Raw genomic sequence first — 17,149 nt, forward strand, 5'->3', positions numbered from 1 at the left:
GGGCCATCCCCCGCCGGGCCATCCCCCGCCGGGCCATCCCCCGCCGGGCCATCCCCCGCCGGGCCATCCCCCGCCGGGCCATCCCCTGCCGGGCCGCCCCCGGCCGCCGCCACAGCAGCGCTGGCGCCCGCCGGGCCGTTCCCCTTCGCCGGAGCACCGTCTCCCGCCGGGCCGCTCCCGGCCGCGCCAGCGCTGGCGCCCGCGGCAGCGCTGGCGCCCGCCGCGGTGGCGTCGGCGCCCGCCGGCTTGGACAGGTCTGCCCGCGCGGCGCCGGACTGGCCGGCGCGCGGTGCGGTCACCGCCTTCCGCTTCGTCACGATGCCGCGGTCTCCAGCTGCGGGGCGGGCGCCTCGATGGCCAGGCCCGCGAACAGGTCCTCTTCCCAGCCGTGCGGCCCCACGCCGGGGCCCTTCACGCCGCGGGCGAGCTGGTAATACTCCACGCCCATGAACTCGGCGCCGAAGTTGCCGGCGATCGCGAACAGCCACGACGTCGGCGGGATCTGCGTCGCGTGGGCGCGCAGCGCGGCGGTCTTCTCCTCGGCGAACTCGTGCCCGTCGAGGCGGGCCGCGATCTCGTGGTCGGCGGTGCCGAAGGGCAGGTCCTCGGGCTTCTCCACGTCGGCGAACGGGTTGTCCGACGAGTCGCGGAACTCCCGCATGCCGGCCTCCAGGACGCTGCGCGGAACCGCGGTCCAGTAGACCTTCGTGGGCGCGATGCCCTCGGCGTCGGCCAGCTCGACGGCCCGCATCAGCACCCGGTGCGCCTGGATGTGGTCGGGGTGGCCATAGAAGCCATTGGGGTCATAGGTGACGGCGACCTGCGGGCGGACCTCGCGGATCACCTCCAGCAGCTCGGTCGCCGCCGCGTCGAGGTCGGCACCCCAGAACGCGCGGGGGTGCTCATTCTGCGGGGTGCCCATCATCCCGGAGTCGCGAAAGCGCCCGGCGCCGCCGAGGAACCGGTGGTCGGTGACCCCGAGCCGGCGGCACGCCTCCTCCAGCTCCGCGATGCGATAGCCGCCGAGCTGGTCGGCCGCACCCGCGGCGAGCCCGGCGAGCTCGGGCCGGTGGATCTCGCCCTCCTCACCGAGCGTGCAGGTGATCAGGGTGACGTGCGCGCCGGCGGCCGCATAGTGGGCCATCGTCGCGCCGGTCCCCATCGACTCGTCGTCGGGGTGCGCATGGACGAAAAGGATGCTCCGAGCACTCACAGCGCCAACTCTACGACGTGCGTATGACACTTCCCCCGCGGCGCGGCGCCGGTGGAGCATGACAATCGGGCCGCTTCGGGTAAACATTCCGGGGTGGACTATCCGGAGTTGGCCGCGCGCACCCGACGCTTCTCCTATGGCGCTCCGCGCGCCGTGACGGTGACCTCGGACGGGGCGCGGGTGGTGTTCCTGCGCTCGTCAGGCCCCGAGGACAGCCGCGACGCCCTGTGGGTGTTCGACGTGGCGGACAGGTCGGAGCGGCTCCTCGCCGACCCCGCCGTCCTCCTGAGCGTCGAAGCCGACCTTCCGCCCGCGGAGCGGGCCCTGCGCGAGCGGCTGCGGCTGTCGGCGGGCGGCATCGGCTCGTACGCCATGGACAGCGCCGGCGTGATGGCCGTCTTCCCGCTCGGGGGGCGCCTCTTCCGGGTGGACCTGCTGACCGGGGACCTCACGGAGCTGCACACGGCCGGGCCCGCCGTCGATCCGCGACCGGATCCGGCCGGGCAGCGGGTGGCGTACGTGACGGGCGGCGCACTCCGCGTGATCGAGCCCGACGGGACCGACGCGGTGCTGGCCGGCGAGGAGGGCGTGACCTGGGGCCTCGCGGAGTTCATCGGCGCGGAGGAGTTCCACCGCTTCCGGGGCTACTGGTGGTCGCCGGACGGCCGCAGCATCCTGACCGCCCGGGTCGACGAGTCGCGGGTGCCGCGCTGGCACCTGCACGACCCGTCGCAGCCGGACCAGCCGCCGACGACGGTGGCGTACCCGCACGCCGGCGCGACCAACGCGAAGGTCACCCTGCACGTGCTGGACCTGGACGGCGGCTGGGTGGACGTGCACTGGGACCGGGAGACGTACCCGTACCTGGTGGAGGCCTCGTGGACCGAGCAGGGCGGCCCGCTGCTCACGGTGCTGCGCCGCCTGCAGCAGCACGGCCTGGTGATCGCGGTCGACCCGCGGACCGGTGAGACGCAGGTGCACGCCGAGCTCGCCGACCCGCGCTGGGTCGAGCCGGTCCCCGGCACCCCGCAGCACCTGGCCGACGGCCGGGTCCTCGTCGGCGGCGAGCTCGCGCACGACGGCTACGACGCGCGCTGCCTGTTCGCCGACGGCAGCCTGCTGACCCCGCCCGACCTGTACGTGCGGCGCGTCGCCGGCCGGCTCGCCGGCGACCTCGTCGTCGAGGCGAGCGAGGGCGAGCCGAGCGAGCAGCACGTGTTCCGCGTCCCCGTCTCGCACGCCGGCGCGCAGGCGCAGCGGCTCACCTCCGAGCCGGGCTGGCACGTCGCGCACGCGGCCGCCCGCACGGTGGTGATCGGGTCGCAGACGCTGGAGCACGCCGGCTGGCAGTACACCATCCACCACGACGACGCCGAGATCGGCTCCATCGCGTCGCTCGCCGCGACACCGCCCTTCGCCCCGAGGCCGGCGCTGGAGCGGGTCACCGACCGGGGGCTGCCCGCCGCCGTGCTCTACCCGCGCGGGCACGTCGCCGGGCGGAAGCTGCCGGTCCTCGTGGCGATCTACGGCGGGCCGGGCCACCAGGAGGTCGTCGCGGCGCGGGCCCGCTGGCTGGAGAAGCAGTGGTGGGCCGACGCCGGGTTCGCCGTCGTCACGATCGACAACCGGGGCACCCCCGGCGTGTCGCCGACGTTCGAGAAGTCGATCCACCGGCGCTTCTCCGACGTCATCCTCACCGACCAGGCCGACGCCCTGCAGGCGCTCGCGGAGAAGCACCCGGACCTGGACCTGGACCGGGTCGCGATCCGCGGCTGGTCGTTCGGCGGCTGGCTGTCCGCGCTGGCGGTGCTGCGCCGCCCGGACGTGTACCACTGCGCGGTCGTCGGCGCGCCGGTCACCGACTGGGCGCTGTACGACACCGCTTACACGGAGCGCTACCTGGGGCTGCCCGCGGACGCGCCGGAGGTGTACAGCCACAACTCGCTGATCGAGCTGGCCGCCGAGCCGCCGGTGCGCCCGGAGGAGGCCCGGCCGATGCTGCTCGTGCACGGCCTCGTCGACGACAACGTGGTCGCCGCGCACACGCTGCGCCTGTCGGCGGCGCTGCTCGCCGCGGGCCGGCCGCACTCGATGATCCCGCTGACCGGCGCGACGCACATGGCCGCGGGCGGGCTGGCGGAGAAGCTGCTGCGCATCGAGCTGGACTTCATCCGGCGATCCGTATCCTGACGTCGCCGCCGAGGCGGCCCTCCTTCGGTTCCCTGGTCACCGCGCCGCTCTGCAGCAGCGCGGTGACCACCTTGACGGCGTCGGCGGCGCGGTACACCGTCTCCGTGAGGGCGAACCGCTTCAGCTCGGTGACGGACCTGTCGCCGCCGCGCAGGTAGGTCAGCAGCTCGCGCCGCAGCGCGCCCGGGTTCGGGTCGAGGGTGATGTCCATGAGGTGACCCTCTGGGTCATTGGGGTCGCGGTACCGGACGCCGGCGTACTCGTCGAGCGCCCACATCTCGTTCTTGAACGCCTCGAGGCTCTTCGCCGACCGCGTGCCGAAGCCGATCGTCCGCTCCGCCTGCCCTCCCACCAGCGTCACCGCGGTGGTGAGCTCGAAGTCCCGCAACCGGTCCCGCGGCACATCGACGGTGATCACCTCGGCGGGCCTGGCGTCGGCGACGACCGCCGGGTCGATCCCGTCGATCATGGACAGCAGCGGGCCGGACCGCGCGCCGAGCGCCTTCAGCAGCACCGCCACGTCGCCGGACATGACGTGCACCGACAGCTCAGCCGGTGTCCGCAGCTCACGTTGTACGGCGCTGAGCCGCTGCTCGAGTCCCTTCGCCGCCGTGACGTACAGCAGGGTCAGCCGCTTTCTGGCCAGCCGGTCGCCGAACTCGGCGCACGCCCGCAGGGCCGCCTCCGCGATGTCGCCGTCCAGCTCCGTCGCGGAGCCGTGCAGGAACGTCGCGCCGTGCGGCGAGTGCACCGCCCCCGGCACCCAAAGGTCGAGGTAGCGGACGAGCAATTCGCGGGTGACACCGGCGATCGACATGCTCTCTTTCTACGGCAGGCGTAGCGTTTCCGGCATGACCGCGCTTCTCGGCAGCGACGAGGTGACCGCCGCCCTCGCCCACCTCGACGGCTGGGCCGGCGACACATCCGGCATCGAACGCTCGGTGAAGGCCGAGACGTTCCTCGACGGCATCCGGCTGGTGGCCGAGGTGGCCCACGTGGCCGAGCAGGCCGACCACCACCCCGACATCGACATCCGTTGGCGGACGGTGACCTTCCGCCTGAGCACCCACAGCGAAGGCGGCGTGACCAACAAGGACATCGCCCTCGCCGGCCAGATCAACGACCTGATCGGATAGGCGCTTTCGTTCCGGGCCGGAAAAATGTCGTAGCGGGTCGGTAGTGTCCAACCATGACCCACTTCGACGTGGCAAGTGCGGCGGTTGAAGCGGCCCTCGCGGCCGGGGCTCGGTATGCCGACGCACGGGTGATGCACCGGCGGTCCGAGTCGATGAGCGCGCGCAACGGCGCGATCGAGGACCTGAGCCAGTCCGAGGACGCCGGCGTCGGCGTGCGGGCGCTGGTCGGGTCGAGCTGGGGGTTCTTCGCCCTGCCCGACCTGGGGCGCGACGCCGCGCGGCGGGCGGGTGAGCGGGCCACGGCGATCGCGCGGGCGTCGGCCTCGGTGCCCGGGCCGCCCGTGGACCTGGTGGAGATCGAGGCGCGCACCGACTCGTGGGCGAGCGCGTGCGAGGTCGACCCGCTCGGCGTGGCGCTGTCGACGAAGGGTGACCTGCTGACGGGCGCGACGGCGGAGGCGCACAAGGGCGGCGCCGACATCGCCGAGGGGCTGTATCAGATCTGGGACACGCGCAAGTGGTTCGTGTCGTCGCAGGGGCACCGCATCGACCAGCACATCCGCGAGGCGGGGGCAGGCATCTCCGCGACGGTGATCGGCGACGGGGAGACGCAGCGCAGGTCCTATCCGTCGTATCGCGGGCAGTACGGGACGCGGGGCTGGGAGCTGGTCGACGAGCTCGATCTGACGGCGCACGCCGCCCGGATCGCCGACGAGGCGCGGGCGCTGCTGTCGGCGCCGCAGTGCCCGGCCGGCGAGACGACCCTGATCCTGGGCAGCGAGCAGATGGCGTTGCAGATCCACGAGTCGGTGGGGCACGCGATCGAGCTGGACCGGATCCTGGGGTGGGAGGCGGCATTCGCGGGGACGAGCTGGCTCGACCTGGCGCAGCTCGGCCGGCTGCGCTACGGCTCCGAGCTCATGAACATCACGATCGACCCGACGATCCCCGGCGCGCTCGGCTCGTTCGGCTATGACGACGAGGGGACGCCGGCACAGCCGCGGCACGCGGTCCGCGACGGGATCTGGGTGGGCACCCTGGCCGGCCGGGAGTCGGCGGCGGTCGCGGGCCTGGACTATGCGGGCAGCGTGCGGGCCGACGGCTGGGCGCGGCTGCCGATGGTGCGCATGACGAATGTCGGGCTGACCCCCGGCCCGCACACCCTCGAGGAGATGATCGCCGAGACCGCCGACGGCGTGCTGATGGACCTCAACCGGTCCTGGTCGATCGACGACAAGCGGCTCAACTTCCAGTTCGGCTGCGAGGTCGGCTGGGAGATCAAGGACGGCAAGCTCGGGCGGATGCTGCGCAACCCGACCTACACGGGCATCGGGCCGAAGTTCTGGGGCTCGATGGACATGCTGGGCTCGGAGTCGACGGCGTGGGGCACGCCCAACTGCGGCAAGGGCCAGCCGGGCCAGATCGGGCACACGGGCCATCCGGCCTCGGCGGCCCGGTTCCAAAACGTGCGGGTGGGGGTCAGGGGATGAGCGAGACCGAGCTCGCCGAGCGGATCCTGAAGCTGGTCGGCGACGGCATCGACGCCGAGGTGCTGGTGGGGCGGTCGGCGGTGGCGCTGACCAGGTTCGCCAATTCGTACATCCACCAGAACGTCGCCGACGAGACCACGGAGGTGCGGCTCAGGCTGCACGCCGACGGGCGGACCGCGACGGCGACCAGCACGGTCGTCGACGGCATCGAGGACTTCGTCCAGCGCACGGTGGCCGGGATGCGGCTCGCACCCGCCGACCCGACCTGGCCGGGCCTGGCCCCGCCGGCCCCCGTCGCCTTCGGTGGCAACGTCGACGAGGCGACCGCGGCGGCGTCGCCGGACGACCGGGCGGCGAGGGTGCGGGCGTTCGTCGACGAGGCGGCCGGGCTGGAGGCGGCGGGGTATTGCCGCACGTCGTCGACCCGGGTCGTCTATGCCAACTCCGCCGGCCAGCACGTCACGGGCGGCAGGACGGGCGCGGCGATGGACGGCATCGCGCGGACCGCGACGTCGGACGGCCTGGCCCGGCTCGCGTCGGTGCGCCTCGCCGACCTCGACGGCGCGGTCCTGGGCGCCCGCGCGGCGGCGAAGGCCAGGGCCGGCGTCGACCCCGTGGAGCTGCCGCCGGGGCGGTATGAGGTGGTGCTGGAGCCGACGGCCGTCGCCGACGTGCTGCAGTTCCTCGCGATGTATGGCTTCAACGCCAAGATGGTGCAGGACCGCCAGTCGTTCCTGGAGCTGGGCGCGGCCCAGTTCGACCCCGCGGTGACGCTGGTCGAGGACGCGACGGCGGCCGACTCGACGGTGCTGCCGTTCGACGTGGAGGGCACCCCGCGGCAGCGGCTCGTCCTGGTCGACGCGGGCGTGTCGACCGCCCTCGTCCACGACCGGCGCACGGCCGCGAAGGCGGGCGCGACCTCGACGGGCCACGCGATCCCGGGCGGCGCCAGCTTCGGCGCGGTGCCTTCGAGCCTGCGGCTGCTCGCCCACGACGGACCCGCACCGGTCGAGGTCGACGGCCCGGCCGCCGACTCGGGCGTGGCGGGCCTGGTCGCCGGCGTGGAGCGCGGCCTCCTGGTGACCGACAACCACTACACCCGCGTCCTGGACCCACGCACCCTGGTCGTCACCGGCCTGACCCGCAACGGCGTCTGGCTCATCGAGGACGGCGTGGTGACCACCCCGGTGCGCAACTTCCGCTTCACCCAGTCCTACCCGCAGGCCCTGGCTCCCGGCGCCGTGCTGGGCGTCGGCCCCCGCGCCGTCGAGCTGCCGGGCGCCTGGTCGGAGTCGGGCGCGTCCGCCCCAGCGCTGCGCCTCGCTTCGTGGAACTACACCGGCGGCGCCTCTGGCTGACACCCCTGCACCTCGAACCCCCGACTCCGCACCCCGACTCCGCAACGCCGCCGAACGCAACGCCGCTCGGACGCAACGCCGCTCGGACGCAACCGCCGTCAGACGCAACCGCCGTCAGACGCAACCGCCGCTGGGTGCAACGCCGCTGGGCGCATGCCTGTGGACTGCATGCCCCCAGAGCAGCGGCGGCGGGGCCTGCGCGGCGTGCCCTCGACGCACCGCAGCGCCAGGCAGACCGGCGTCGATCAGACCCGTGCGGAGTTGGAAAGGCCCCTCGCGCCACCGAGCCTCAGCGCGGAACTGCCGGCGACCACGTCCGCAGAGCGCACCCCGGGAACGGTGCGTCTCGAAGGGGCTGCCAGCCAGGTCGGGCACCCTCGACACGCCGCGACGCCTTGCGAGACCGGCGTCGAACGAACCCGTGCAGAGCCGGGGAGATCTCGCGCCGCCGAGCCTCAGCGCGGAACTGCCGGCGACCACGTCCGCGGGTGAACCCCGGTGCGGCTCCGGCATGGGCCCGTCGCGTCTGAACGTTCCGGCAGCCAGCAGAAGGTTGGAAAGGTCCTGGGCCCGCCGAGCCCAGCGCAGGAACTGGCGACGACGACGTCCGGCGTTAACACCCGGTGCGGCTCCGATGTGGACGCGGCCTGCCTGACTGGCCGAGTCCGGTCGGTGTCGTGAGTGGGGGGCGGTCGTTCGGGGTGGTGCGTTGCTGGAGGGCGGGCTGGTGGGTGGTGCGGTGGGGTGATCTCGGTGGGCGGGCGGGTTCGGTGTGGAAAATGCCACTGCTGGCGGCGGGGTGCGGTGGGCGGTGTCGGTGGCTCCGGAGGGGTGGAGGACAGGAGGCGGTTCGGCGCATGGCTGGATGAGGGCGGTCAGGACAGCGGCGGCGGTGGGCGGGGGCGGCAGTGCATGGGCGGGTTCAGTGAGGGCGGCCGCTTGATTGGGCCTTGAGCTGGGGCGATGCGGTTGCGGAGGGGTGGGGGGCGGATGGGTGGGGCGGGTTGGGGGGCGCAAAGGGAGCGCAAGGGCGAAGGGCGGGTGAAGGTGGCGGGCGGGGGGTCCTGAGTGGCGGGGTGCGGGCTGGAAAATCGGTGGTTAGGCCCGTGGGTGAGGGCGATCACAAGGCCGGATGCGTTCCGGCGTAACGTGTGCACCGACCACAGATCGGTACATCGGCCCGTCCAGGGAGCAACCACCATGACGACCACGCCGGCCAGGCTTCGGTCAGCCTCGGGCGCGGGGCCCCGCGCAGCGATCAGCGAGAAAACGTTGCGGACGGACAGGTGGTGGCTGCAGCCGCTGCTGGTGTTCCTCGGTCTCGGGGCCTTCGTGGTCTACGGCCTGGTCCGCGCGATCATGAACAAGTACTACTGGGCGGGTGCCGAGCACTACCTCGCGCCGTTCTATTCGCCCTGCCTGACGCAGAGCTGCGTGGAGGGGTCGAGCCACTTCCTCGGCCAGCCGATCCCGCAGCTGCCGTCGTGGATGTCGCCGGCGATGATCATCCTGGTGCTGCCCGGCGGGTTCCGGCTGACCTGCTACTACTACCGCAAGGCGTACTACCGCTCGTTCTGGCTGTCGCCGCCGGCGTGCGCGGTCCCGGACGGTCACAAGACCTACTCCGGTGAGACCCGCTTCCCGCTGATCTTCCAGAACATCCACCGGTACTTCTTCTACGCCGCGATCCTGGTCGGCTCGGTCCTGACGTACGACGCGGTCATCGCCTGGCACGGCAAGGACGGCGGCATCGGCATGGGGCTCGGCACGCTGATCCTGGCGGTCAACGCGGTGCTGATCTGGGCGTACACGCTGGGCTGCCACTCCTGCCGGAACATCATCGGCGGGCGGCTCAAGCACTTCTCGAAGCACCCGGTGCGGTACCGCGCCTGGGGGCTCGTCTCGAAGCTGAACGCCAAGCACCAGCAGTACGCGTGGGCATCGCTGTTCTCGGTGATCATCGCCGACGCGTACGTGATGGCGGTCTCGGCCGGCTGGATCACCGACTTCCGGTTCTTCAACTGAGGACACAACCCATGACGAACATCGAGCGACACACGTACGACGTCGTGGTCATCGGCGCCGGCGGCGCCGGGCTGCGGGCGGCGATCGAGGCTCGGCTCGCCGGCAAGAAGACCGCCATCATCTCCAAGTCGCTGTTCGGCAAGGCGCACACCGTCATGGCCGAGGGCGGCGCGGCCGCGGCGATGGGCAACGTCAACTCGCGGGACAACTGGCAGGTCCACTTCCGCGACACGATGCGCGGCGGGAAGTTCCTCAACAACTTCCGGATGGCCGAGCTGCACGCCAAGGAGGCCCCGGACCGGATCTGGGAGCTGGAGACCTACGGCGCGCTGTTCGACCGCACCAAGGACGGCAAGATCAGCCAGCGGAACTTCGGTGGTCACGAGTACCCGCGGCTGGCGCACGTCGGCGACCGGACGGGCCTGGAGCTGATCCGCACGCTGCAGCAGAAGATCGTGTCGCTGCAGCAGGAGGACTTCGCCGAGCACGGCGACTACGAGGCCCGGATCCGGGTCTTCCAGGAGTGCACGATCACGGAGCTGTTCGTCGAGGACGGCGCGGTGTCCGGCGCGTTCGGCTACTACCGCGAGTCGGGCGAGTTCGTGCTGTTCGAGAGCTCGGCGATCGTGCTCGCAACGGGTGGCGTCGGCAAGTCGTACAAGGTGACCTCCAACTCCTGGGAGTACACCGGCGACGGGCACGCGCTGGCGCTGCGTACCGGCGCGACGCTGATCAACATGGAGTTCCTGCAGTTCCATCCGACCGGCATGGTCTGGCCGCCGTCGGTCAAGGGCATCCTGGTGACCGAGTCGGTGCGTGGCGACGGTGGCGTGCTGCGCAACACCGAGGGCAAGCGGTTCATGTTCGAGTACGTGCCGGACGTGTTCCGCAAGCAGTACGCGGACACCGAGGAGGAGGCCGACCGCTGGTACTCCGACCCGGACAACAACCGGCGCCCCCCGGAGCTGCTGCCCCGTGACGAGGTCGCCCGGGCGATCAACAGCGAGGTCAAGGCGGGCCGCGGCACGAAGGCGGGCGGCGTGCTGCTCGACATCGCCAGCCGGCTGCCGGCCGAGCAGGTCCGTAAGCGGCTGCCGTCGATGTACCACCAGTTCAAGGAGCTGGCGGACGTCGACATCACGAAGCAGCCGATGGAGGTCGGCCCGACCTGCCACTACGTGATGGGTGGCATCGAGGTCGACGCGGACACGACCGCCGCCGCGGTGGCCGGGCTGTTCGCGGCCGGCGAGGTGTCCGGCGGCATGCACGGCTCCAACCGGCTCGGCGGCAACTCGCTGTCGGACCTGCTGGTGTTCGGCAAGCGGGCCGGTGAGCACGCGGCCGCGCACGCCGAGCGGATCGGCCGGCGCAAGCCGTCCGCCGCCGCGGTCGACGCGGCCGTCGAGACGGCCCTGGCGCCGCTCGCGCGGGCAGACGCCGGGGAGAACCCGTACACGCTGCACCACGACCTGCAGGAGATCATGGGCGTCCTCGTCGGCATCATCCGGCGCGACGGCGAGCTGCGGGAGTCGATCACCCGGCTGGCGGAGCTCAAGGAGCGTGTCAAGAAGGTCGGGGTGAGCGGCGGCCGCCGGTACAACCCGGGCTGGCACCTGGCGCTGGACCTCCGCAACATGCTCATCGTGTCGGAGTGCACCGCGAAGGCGGCGCTGGAGCGCACCGAGTCGCGCGGCGGGCACACCCGCGAGGACTTCCCGAAGATGGACCCGAAGTGGCGCCAGGTGAACCTGGTCTGCTCGCTCGACGGCGAGGACGTCCGGCTGGAACACAAGCCGCTCCCGGTCATGCGCCCTGAGCTGCAGGGCCTGTTCGACCGGACCGAGCTCGCCAAGTACATGACCGACGAGGAGCTGTGATGGGCACCAAACGCCACTTCCGCGTCTGGCGCGGCGACGACACCGGCGGCTCGCTGGAGGACTTCCAGGTCGAGGTCAACGAGGGTGAGGTCGTGCTCGACGTCATCCACCGGCTGCAGGCCACCCAGACGCCCGACCTGGCCGTGCGGTGGAACTGCAAGGCCGGCAAGTGCGGCTCCTGCTCGATGGAGATCAACGGCAAGCCGCGGCTGGGCTGTATGACGCGGATGTCGACGTTCGACGACACCGAGACGGTCACCGTGACGCCGCTGCGGACGTTCCCGGTGATCCGCGACCTCGTCACCAACGTCAACTTCAACTACCAGAAGGCCCGCGAGCTGCCCGCGTTCGCCCCGCCGGCCGGCGTCGAGCCCGGCGAGTACCGGATGCAGCAGGTCGACGTGGAGCGCTCGCAGGAGTTCCGCAAGTGCATCGAGTGCTTCCTGTGCCAGAACGTGTGTCACGTCATCCGTGACCACGAGGAGAACAAGCCCGCGTTCTCCGGGCCGCGCTTCTTCATCCGGGCCGCCGAGCTGGACATGCACCCGCTCGACGCCCGCGACGACCGCAAGGAGATGGCGCAGGCCGAGCAGGGCCTGGGCTACTGCAACATCACCAAGTGCTGCACCGAAGTCTGCCCCGAGCACATCAAAATCACTGACAATGCGATCATCCCGATGAAGGAACGTGTTGTCGATCGGAGGTACGACCCGGTGACCTGGCTCGGACGCAAGATCTTCCGTCGTGACCAGCTGGACGAGGCCGTGCCGGCGCGCGCCGCGACGACCACCGCGAAGGGGGACCTGCCGGTGTCGGACACCAGCAGCAACTGGCACCAGGAAGGCCCCGTGCCGCAGGAGGCGCCGGTCGGCGCCGACGGCAAGCTCGTGGTCGCGGAGCTCACCCTGGACCGGGCGGCGGCCGGCTCGCCGTTCGGCGACGACCAGGTGTTCCCGCTGCCGCCGGAGCAGCTGCGCTACCAGCACCCGTCGCCGCCCTCCGGCGACGGCCACTAGATCCGCTTGCCAGAAGGCGCCCCTCGCTCAGAGGGGCGCCTTTTGCATGGCCTTCGCGTAGCGGTCGGTGACCCGCGACTGGACCAGCTTCGCCACGGGGTTGCCGAGGCGGACCCACCACTTCGCCGGGCGGCTGAACGCCTTGATCTCGAACCACACCTCGCCGCCGGGCCCGACGCTCAGCAGGAACGACTCCTCGCCCGTCGCCACGTGCCCGGGCAGCGTGCCGAAGCCGAACCCGTACCGCTCCGGCTCGTCGACGATCCACACGATCAGGCACGGCACCCAGAGCCGCAGCGCCCCGACCCCGATCCCGGTGGAGAACCGGCCGCCGAGCGTGACCCGGTCCTCGTCGCTGCGCAGCCGGAGCCCGGCGCCGCGCTGGGGCTGCCAGCGGGCCAGGGCGGCCGCTGCGGCGGCGAAGGCCTCATGGCCTTGTCTCACCCTCACCCGGCGGTTCACGTGGTGGTAGCCGGGCGGCAGGGGGCCTTCGCGGGTCGCGCCGACCTCGGGGTAGGTGACGTTCACGCCGTCGAAGGTAGCAACGGCGCCAGCGCCACCACGATCGGCGCGTCGGCGGGCAGCCACGGGACCGTGTCGAGCTCGTCGCCGGAGAGCCAGCGCAGGTCGCTGTGTTCCAGTGGTACGGGTGTCGCCCCGTTCACCAGCCGGGCGAGGTAGACCTTGAGGATCGCGGCGCCGCCGAGCATCGTGATGTCGGCGCCGACCCGCGCGCCGACCTCGACGTCGACCCCGAGCTCCTCCTGGCACTCCCGGACGAGCGCCTGCTCCTCGGTCTCCCCCGGATCCACCTTCCCTCCGGGGAACTCCCACTTTCCGGCCATTTCGGGCGGCAAGGCGCGCTCACAGGCCAGGACGCGGCCATCGGAGATGATCGCGGCGCCGACGATGATCCTTGGCATCAACCGTTCGGTCTGCACGGGTGACCAGGGTGCCAGATCGAAATGAAGTTCCGGTTGCGGGCTCTGCCCTGTTGTTCACCAGACGAGGGAAATGTGGCCGTGGACAGATCCACCAGTCGCCCAGCAGACTTGCAGACACCGTTGATGACGGGCAGGCTTCGAAACGGCCACAAGCCGGCAACGATGCCGCGGGAGGGTAGGTCGTTATGCGGGCCAGGCGAAGCGAACAGCACCGTGACTATCTCAGCGACGCGCTGGGTTTATTGCAAGGCTGGACGCACGACGGCGAAGAGATTCGCCGGACACTGCACTTGGACGATTCCCAGCATGCGGCACTGACCGAGCGCATGAAGATCGTCGCCGACGCGCTCCAGGTGCGCCCCGACGTGCGCCGCCTCGACGGCCGCACCCAGATCCGCCTGCGCGTCCCGGGCACGTCGGACCTGTCCCCCGGCGAGGTCACCCTGGCCGCCCGCATCGAGGACCTCTACCGCACCATCATCGCCGGCGCCGCCTGATCCGCCGTGCCGCCGTCACAGAACGCTACGATGACGGCATGACCGCGGTGCCCGACTGGATGCACCCGCCCCGCCCCGAGGGGTGGTTTGCCGACGACCTCGACCACCTTCCTGAAGCGCCGCGGCACACCGAGCTGATCGATGGAGCGCTCGTCTTCATGATGTCGCCGCAGCGGAGCTGGCATGCCCGGGTGATCTACGCCTTGGTGAACACCCTTACGGAACAGGCACCCATGGGTGTCGAGGTAGAGCCGCAGATGACGATCCGGCTCGACAAGCGCAACCGCCCTGAGCCGGATCTCGTCGCCACGACAGCTCCCTATGATCCGAACCGCACGTTCTACACGCCTGACCAGGTGCTGCTGGTCGTCGAAGTGGTCTCACCGGAATCCGCGCACCGTGACCGGACGGTCAAGGTGCGCAAGTACGCGGAGGCCGGTATCGCACACTACTGGCGGATCGAGGAAGAGCACTCCTTGCCGGTCGTGCACGCCTATGAGCTCGACGAACCCACCCGGTCGTACGTGGCGACCGGCATCCACCGCGGCACGCTGCGCACCGTCGCGCCGTTCGCGGTGACGATCGACCTGGACAAGCTGCGTCCCGCTCCACGTTGAAGCGGAAGCAACGACGCTGCGTCAGTACTCGCCCTTGATGACGAAGAACGAGCCGCGGATTGTGCCGGCGAGCTTGGAGCGCTGGCGGGCGAACTTGAAGCGGTCGGCCAGCTCGTCCGGGACCTCCATCCCGTCGGAGAGCTTGAAGCCGACGGCCCGCTTCCCGCCGGCCTCGAGGGTGTAGAGCACGTTGACCGACAGGCCCGACTCGTAGAAGACGTAGGTCCAGCGGACGCCGTCGACCTCGAAGGCCGACACCTCCAGCGGCCGGGAGCCGATGACGAGGTCCCGCTCCTCCTGCAGGATGCGGTGCACGTAGGCCACCGCATCCTGCGCCGCCGACGCCGGCTCGACCGTGAACACGTGGTCGTACTTGTTCCGGAAGTAGCGGGCCTCGTTGGCGCGCAGGCCGGCGAGGGTCTCGGCGACCGGTGAGGACTCCAGGCCGGTGGTGGAGACGGTCTCGAAATCGACGACGTGCGACACCTGCGACCCCTAGACGTTGAAGCGGAACTCGACGACGTCGCCGTCCTGCATGACGTAGTCCTTGCCTTCGATGCGGACCCTGCCGGCGGCCTTGGCGGCGTTCTGCGAGCCGGCGGTCATCAGGTCGTCGAAGCTGACCACCTCGGCCTTGATGAAGCCGCGCTGGAAGTCGGAGTGGATGACGCCGGCGGCCTCGGGAGCGGTGGCGCCGATCGGGATCGTCCAGGCGCGGGTCTCCTTGGGGCCGGCGGTGAGGTAGGTCTGCAGGCCGAGGGTGCGGAAGCCGACCCGGATGAGCTGGTGCAGGCCGGGCTCCGGCTGGCCGATCGACGCCAGGAGCTCCAGGGCCTCGTCCTCGTCCAGGTCGGTGAGCTCCGACTCGATCTTCGCGTCGAGGAAGATGGCCTCGGCGGGGGCGACCAGGGCGCGCAGCTCGTCCAGGAAGGCGGGGTCGGCGAGGCCGGCCTCGTCGACGTTGAAGACGTACAGGAACGGCTTGGCGGTGAGCAGGTGCAGCTCCTGCAGCTCCGCGACGTCGATGCCGGCCTTCGCGGCGCCCGCGTAGAGGGTGGTGCCGCCGTTGAGCAGCTCGGCGGCGGCCTTCGCGGCGGCGGCGACGCCGGCCCGCTGCTTCTGGACCTTCGCCTCCTTCTCCAGGCGCGGCAGGGCCTTCTCGATCGTCTGGAGGTCGGCGAGGATCAGCTCGGTGTTGATCGTCTCGATGTCGTCGGACGGGGAGACCTTGCCGTCGACGTGGACCACGTTGGGGTCGGCGAAGGCGCGGACCACCTGGCAGATCGCGGAGGCGTCGCGGATGTTGGCGAGGAACGCGTTGCCGCGGCCCTGGCCCTTCGAGGCACCGCGGACGAGGCCGGCGATGTCGACGAACGAGACCGGCGCCGGGATGATCTTCTGCGAGTCGTGCAGCGCGGCGAGCTTGCCGAGGCGGGTGTCGGGAAGGCCGACGACGCCGACGTTGGGCTCGATGGTCGCGAACGGATAGTTCGCGGCGAGCGCGTCGCCCTTCGTGAGCGCGTTGAACAGGGTGCTCTTGCCGACGTTGGGCAGGCCGACGATCCCGATGCTGAGTGCCACGCGTAAAAGCTACAGGTCAACCTCGACCCAGACCGCACCGTGGTCGGACGCGGCGTGCCGGGCGCTGGTGATCTCGGGGTACGCGTCCCACAGCCGCGGCCGTTTCACGTTGGACGGCGTGCCCCACAGGCCGCGCCGGAAGACCCCGCCGCCGGTGACCCGCGCCGCGAGCTCGGGCGACAGCAGGATGTAGTCCAGGCGGTTGCCGATCGTGCACGACTGGAAGCTGCCGGGCCGCTCGTGGTCGCGGTCCAGCGGGTCGTACAGCTGCGAGAAGGCGGGCAGCGAGTAGGCGTCGACGAACGGGGACTCCGGGCCGAGCAAGGGCCGCAGCGAGGGGTGGTCGGGGCGCTTGTTGAAGTCGCCGACGACCGCGACGAACGAGGCGCCCCCGGCCCGGAGGCGGTCGTAGATGGCCCGGACCTCGGTCGCCTGGCGCGTGCGGAGCGGGTCCGGGTCGCCGCTGGTGAAGGACTGGCTCTTCAGGTGGTTGAGCAGCAGGTACAAGACCTCGCCGCTCGGCAGCAGCAACCGGTACACCGGACAGTCACGGCTGAACAAGCGCCGGTCGGAACCCGGATCGGGCACGTCGACATGGCTGCGGACCCAGTCGATCTCGATGCCGTCGACGCAGAACAGGCCGACGTCGATGCCGCGCGGGTCGTTGCCGTCGACGAGCATGGCGTGGCCGTACCGGCCGCCGAGCAGCTCGTCGTTGAACTTCACCAGCGAGGGGCGGCTCTCGGCCTCCACGACGCAGAGCACGTCGGCGGCCACGTCGGCGACGACCCGGGCGGTCATCCGGGTGGCGACCTCGTCGACCGGGTCGACGATGAGGTCGACCCAGCCGTTCCAGGACGACCGGCCGGTGGCGACGACGTGCGGCTCGGCGTCGGCGGGCGCGGCGAGGAAGTCCCCGCGGTTCTCCCGCAGCACCGCGAACGCGTCGCCGAACAGGTCGGGGTTGGCCCGCCGGCCGGCCCGGGTGCGCACGAAGACCCGCAGCGTCTCCAGGGCGTCGAGCATCGCGGCCTTGTCCTCGTCGGAGTAGACGGGGTGGGCGGCGATCCGGTTGAACGTCTCGTACGCCGACAGCGCCGGCTGGCCCTTCGCCGGGTCGGCCGGGTCGAGCGCCCGGGCCCGGGCGAAGAGGTTCTCCACGTTGTACGTCGCCAAGCGCATGACCACGGACCGTAGCAACGCGC

The 17,149-nt window shown here is 71.5% G+C and carries 16 protein-coding genes; 9 read left to right on the forward strand and 7 right to left on the reverse strand.

Annotation, left to right across the window (positions count from 1 at the left end; translation table 11 throughout):
* Positions 1-313: 313 nt before the first annotated feature.
* Positions 314-1,213 (reverse strand): N-acetyl-1-D-myo-inositol-2-amino-2-deoxy-alpha-D-glucopyranoside deacetylase, encoded by a 900-nt coding sequence (mshB, locus tag AB0J72_RS32455; protein ID WP_363405207.1) that lies wholly within the window; start codon positions 1,211-1,213, stop codon positions 314-316.
* A gap of 93 nt (positions 1,214-1,306) precedes the next feature.
* On the opposite strand from mshB, the gene AB0J72_RS32460 reads away from it, so the two are divergent.
* On the forward strand, positions 1,307-3,403 hold the full coding sequence (locus AB0J72_RS32460) for a prolyl oligopeptidase family serine peptidase (RefSeq protein WP_363405209.1): 2,097 nt from the start codon (positions 1,307-1,309) through the stop codon (positions 3,401-3,403).
* Here the strand turns inward: AB0J72_RS32460 and AB0J72_RS32465 are convergent.
* A complete protein-coding gene (locus AB0J72_RS32465) occupies positions 3,381-4,220 on the reverse strand; it encodes a hypothetical protein (protein WP_363405211.1) in 840 nt (279 codons plus the stop codon). The two genes, AB0J72_RS32460 and AB0J72_RS32465, sit on opposite strands and share 23 nt — an antisense overlap.
* 34 nt (positions 4,221-4,254) lie before the next feature.
* On the opposite strand from AB0J72_RS32465, the gene AB0J72_RS32470 reads away from it, so the two are divergent.
* The 6 genes from AB0J72_RS32470 to AB0J72_RS32495 all read left to right on the forward strand — a co-directional run bounded on the left by AB0J72_RS32470 (position 4,255) and on the right by AB0J72_RS32495 (position 12,305).
* Positions 4,255-4,539, forward strand: coding sequence for a 4a-hydroxytetrahydrobiopterin dehydratase (locus AB0J72_RS32470; protein ID WP_363405213.1), 285 nt, complete (start codon positions 4,255-4,257; stop codon positions 4,537-4,539).
* Positions 4,540-4,592: 53 nt separating this feature from the next.
* Positions 4,593-6,029, forward strand: coding sequence for a TldD/PmbA family protein (locus AB0J72_RS32475; protein ID WP_363405215.1), 1,437 nt, complete (start codon positions 4,593-4,595; stop codon positions 6,027-6,029).
* Positions 6,026-7,387 carry a metallopeptidase TldD-related protein gene (locus tag AB0J72_RS32480; RefSeq protein ID WP_363405217.1) on the forward strand — a complete coding sequence of 454 codons (1,362 nt, stop codon included), beginning with the start codon at positions 6,026-6,028 and terminating at the stop codon, positions 7,385-7,387. Before AB0J72_RS32475 ends, AB0J72_RS32480 begins: the two co-directional genes overlap by 4 nt.
* A 1,200-nt stretch (positions 7,388-8,587) precedes the next feature.
* Complete coding sequence (locus AB0J72_RS32485) at positions 8,588-9,412, forward strand: hypothetical protein (RefSeq protein WP_363405219.1); 825 nt, start codon at positions 8,588-8,590, stop codon at positions 9,410-9,412.
* 11 nt (positions 9,413-9,423) lie between these two features.
* Positions 9,424-11,289, forward strand: coding sequence for a fumarate reductase/succinate dehydrogenase flavoprotein subunit (locus AB0J72_RS32490; protein ID WP_363405221.1), 1,866 nt, complete (start codon positions 9,424-9,426; stop codon positions 11,287-11,289).
* Positions 11,289-12,305, forward strand: a complete 1,017-nt coding sequence (locus tag AB0J72_RS32495) for a succinate dehydrogenase/fumarate reductase iron-sulfur subunit (RefSeq protein WP_363405223.1) — start codon at positions 11,289-11,291, stop codon at positions 12,303-12,305. The genes AB0J72_RS32490 and AB0J72_RS32495 overlap by 1 nt, the downstream gene beginning before the upstream one ends.
* Before the next feature lie 27 nt (positions 12,306-12,332).
* On the opposite strand, the gene AB0J72_RS32500 is transcribed toward AB0J72_RS32495, so the two are convergent.
* Positions 12,333-12,833, reverse strand: a complete 501-nt coding sequence (locus AB0J72_RS32500) for a DUF1990 domain-containing protein (protein ID WP_363405225.1) — start codon at positions 12,831-12,833, stop codon at positions 12,333-12,335.
* Positions 12,830-13,228, reverse strand: a complete 399-nt coding sequence (locus AB0J72_RS32505) for a (deoxy)nucleoside triphosphate pyrophosphohydrolase (protein ID WP_344503755.1) — start codon at positions 13,226-13,228, stop codon at positions 12,830-12,832. The genes AB0J72_RS32500 and AB0J72_RS32505 overlap by 4 nt, the downstream gene beginning before the upstream one ends.
* 206 nt (positions 13,229-13,434) lie before the next feature.
* Between AB0J72_RS32505 and AB0J72_RS32510 the strand changes: the two genes are divergently transcribed.
* Complete coding sequence (locus tag AB0J72_RS32510; RefSeq protein WP_363405227.1) at positions 13,435-13,746, forward strand: 4a-hydroxytetrahydrobiopterin dehydratase; 312 nt, start codon at positions 13,435-13,437, stop codon at positions 13,744-13,746.
* A 38-nt stretch (positions 13,747-13,784) separates the two neighbouring features.
* The gene (locus AB0J72_RS32515; RefSeq protein ID WP_363405229.1) at positions 13,785-14,363 is read left to right on the forward strand and encodes a Uma2 family endonuclease; all 579 of its coding nucleotides are present in this window, start codon (positions 13,785-13,787) and stop codon (positions 14,361-14,363) included.
* Positions 14,364-14,384: 21 nt separating this feature from the next.
* On the opposite strand, the gene AB0J72_RS32520 is transcribed toward AB0J72_RS32515, so the two are convergent.
* The 3 genes from AB0J72_RS32520 to AB0J72_RS32530 are packed head-to-tail and all read right to left on the reverse strand — an operon-like array spanning position 14,385 to position 17,126.
* The gene (locus AB0J72_RS32520; protein ID WP_363405231.1) at positions 14,385-14,849 is read right to left on the reverse strand and encodes a phage tail protein; all 465 of its coding nucleotides are present in this window, start codon (positions 14,847-14,849) and stop codon (positions 14,385-14,387) included.
* Between the two features lie 9 nt (positions 14,850-14,858).
* A complete protein-coding gene (gene ychF / locus AB0J72_RS32525; RefSeq protein ID WP_363405233.1) occupies positions 14,859-15,944 on the reverse strand; it encodes a redox-regulated ATPase YchF in 1,086 nt (361 codons plus the stop codon).
* A 9-nt stretch (positions 15,945-15,953) separates the two neighbouring features.
* A complete protein-coding gene (locus AB0J72_RS32530; RefSeq protein ID WP_363405235.1) occupies positions 15,954-17,126 on the reverse strand; it encodes an endonuclease/exonuclease/phosphatase family protein in 1,173 nt (390 codons plus the stop codon).
* Positions 17,127-17,149 lie beyond the last annotated feature (23 nt).

Source organism: Dactylosporangium sp. NPDC049742 (genome assembly GCF_040674675.1).
In the GTDB taxonomy this organism is placed as follows: Bacteria; Actinomycetota; Actinomycetes; order Mycobacteriales; family Micromonosporaceae; genus Dactylosporangium; species Dactylosporangium maewongense.

Bases quoted from the DNA above. Each gene is read 5' to 3' on its own strand.
- AB0J72_RS32465 (WP_363405211.1), bottom strand. From the start codon at position 4,220: ATGTCGATCGCCGGTGTCACCCGCGAATTGCTCGTCCGCTACCTCGAC.
- AB0J72_RS32470 (WP_363405213.1), top strand. From the start codon at position 4,255: ATGACCGCGCTTCTCGGCAGCGACGAGGTGACCGCCGCCCTCGCCCAC.
- AB0J72_RS32475 (WP_363405215.1), top strand. From the start codon at position 4,593: ATGACCCACTTCGACGTGGCAAGTGCGGCGGTTGAAGCGGCCCTCGCG.
- AB0J72_RS32480 (WP_363405217.1), top strand. From the start codon at position 6,026: ATGAGCGAGACCGAGCTCGCCGAGCGGATCCTGAAGCTGGTCGGCGAC.
- AB0J72_RS32485 (WP_363405219.1), top strand. From the start codon at position 8,588: ATGACGACCACGCCGGCCAGGCTTCGGTCAGCCTCGGGCGCGGGGCCC.
- AB0J72_RS32490 (WP_363405221.1), top strand. From the start codon at position 9,424: ATGACGAACATCGAGCGACACACGTACGACGTCGTGGTCATCGGCGCC.
- AB0J72_RS32495 (WP_363405223.1), top strand. From the start codon at position 11,289: ATGGGCACCAAACGCCACTTCCGCGTCTGGCGCGGCGACGACACCGGC.
- AB0J72_RS32505 (WP_344503755.1), bottom strand. From the start codon at position 13,228: ATGCCAAGGATCATCGTCGGCGCCGCGATCATCTCCGATGGCCGCGTC.
- AB0J72_RS32510 (WP_363405227.1), top strand. From the start codon at position 13,435: ATGCGGGCCAGGCGAAGCGAACAGCACCGTGACTATCTCAGCGACGCG.
- AB0J72_RS32515 (WP_363405229.1), top strand. From the start codon at position 13,785: ATGACCGCGGTGCCCGACTGGATGCACCCGCCCCGCCCCGAGGGGTGG.
- AB0J72_RS32530 (WP_363405235.1), bottom strand. From the start codon at position 17,126: ATGCGCTTGGCGACGTACAACGTGGAGAACCTCTTCGCCCGGGCCCGG.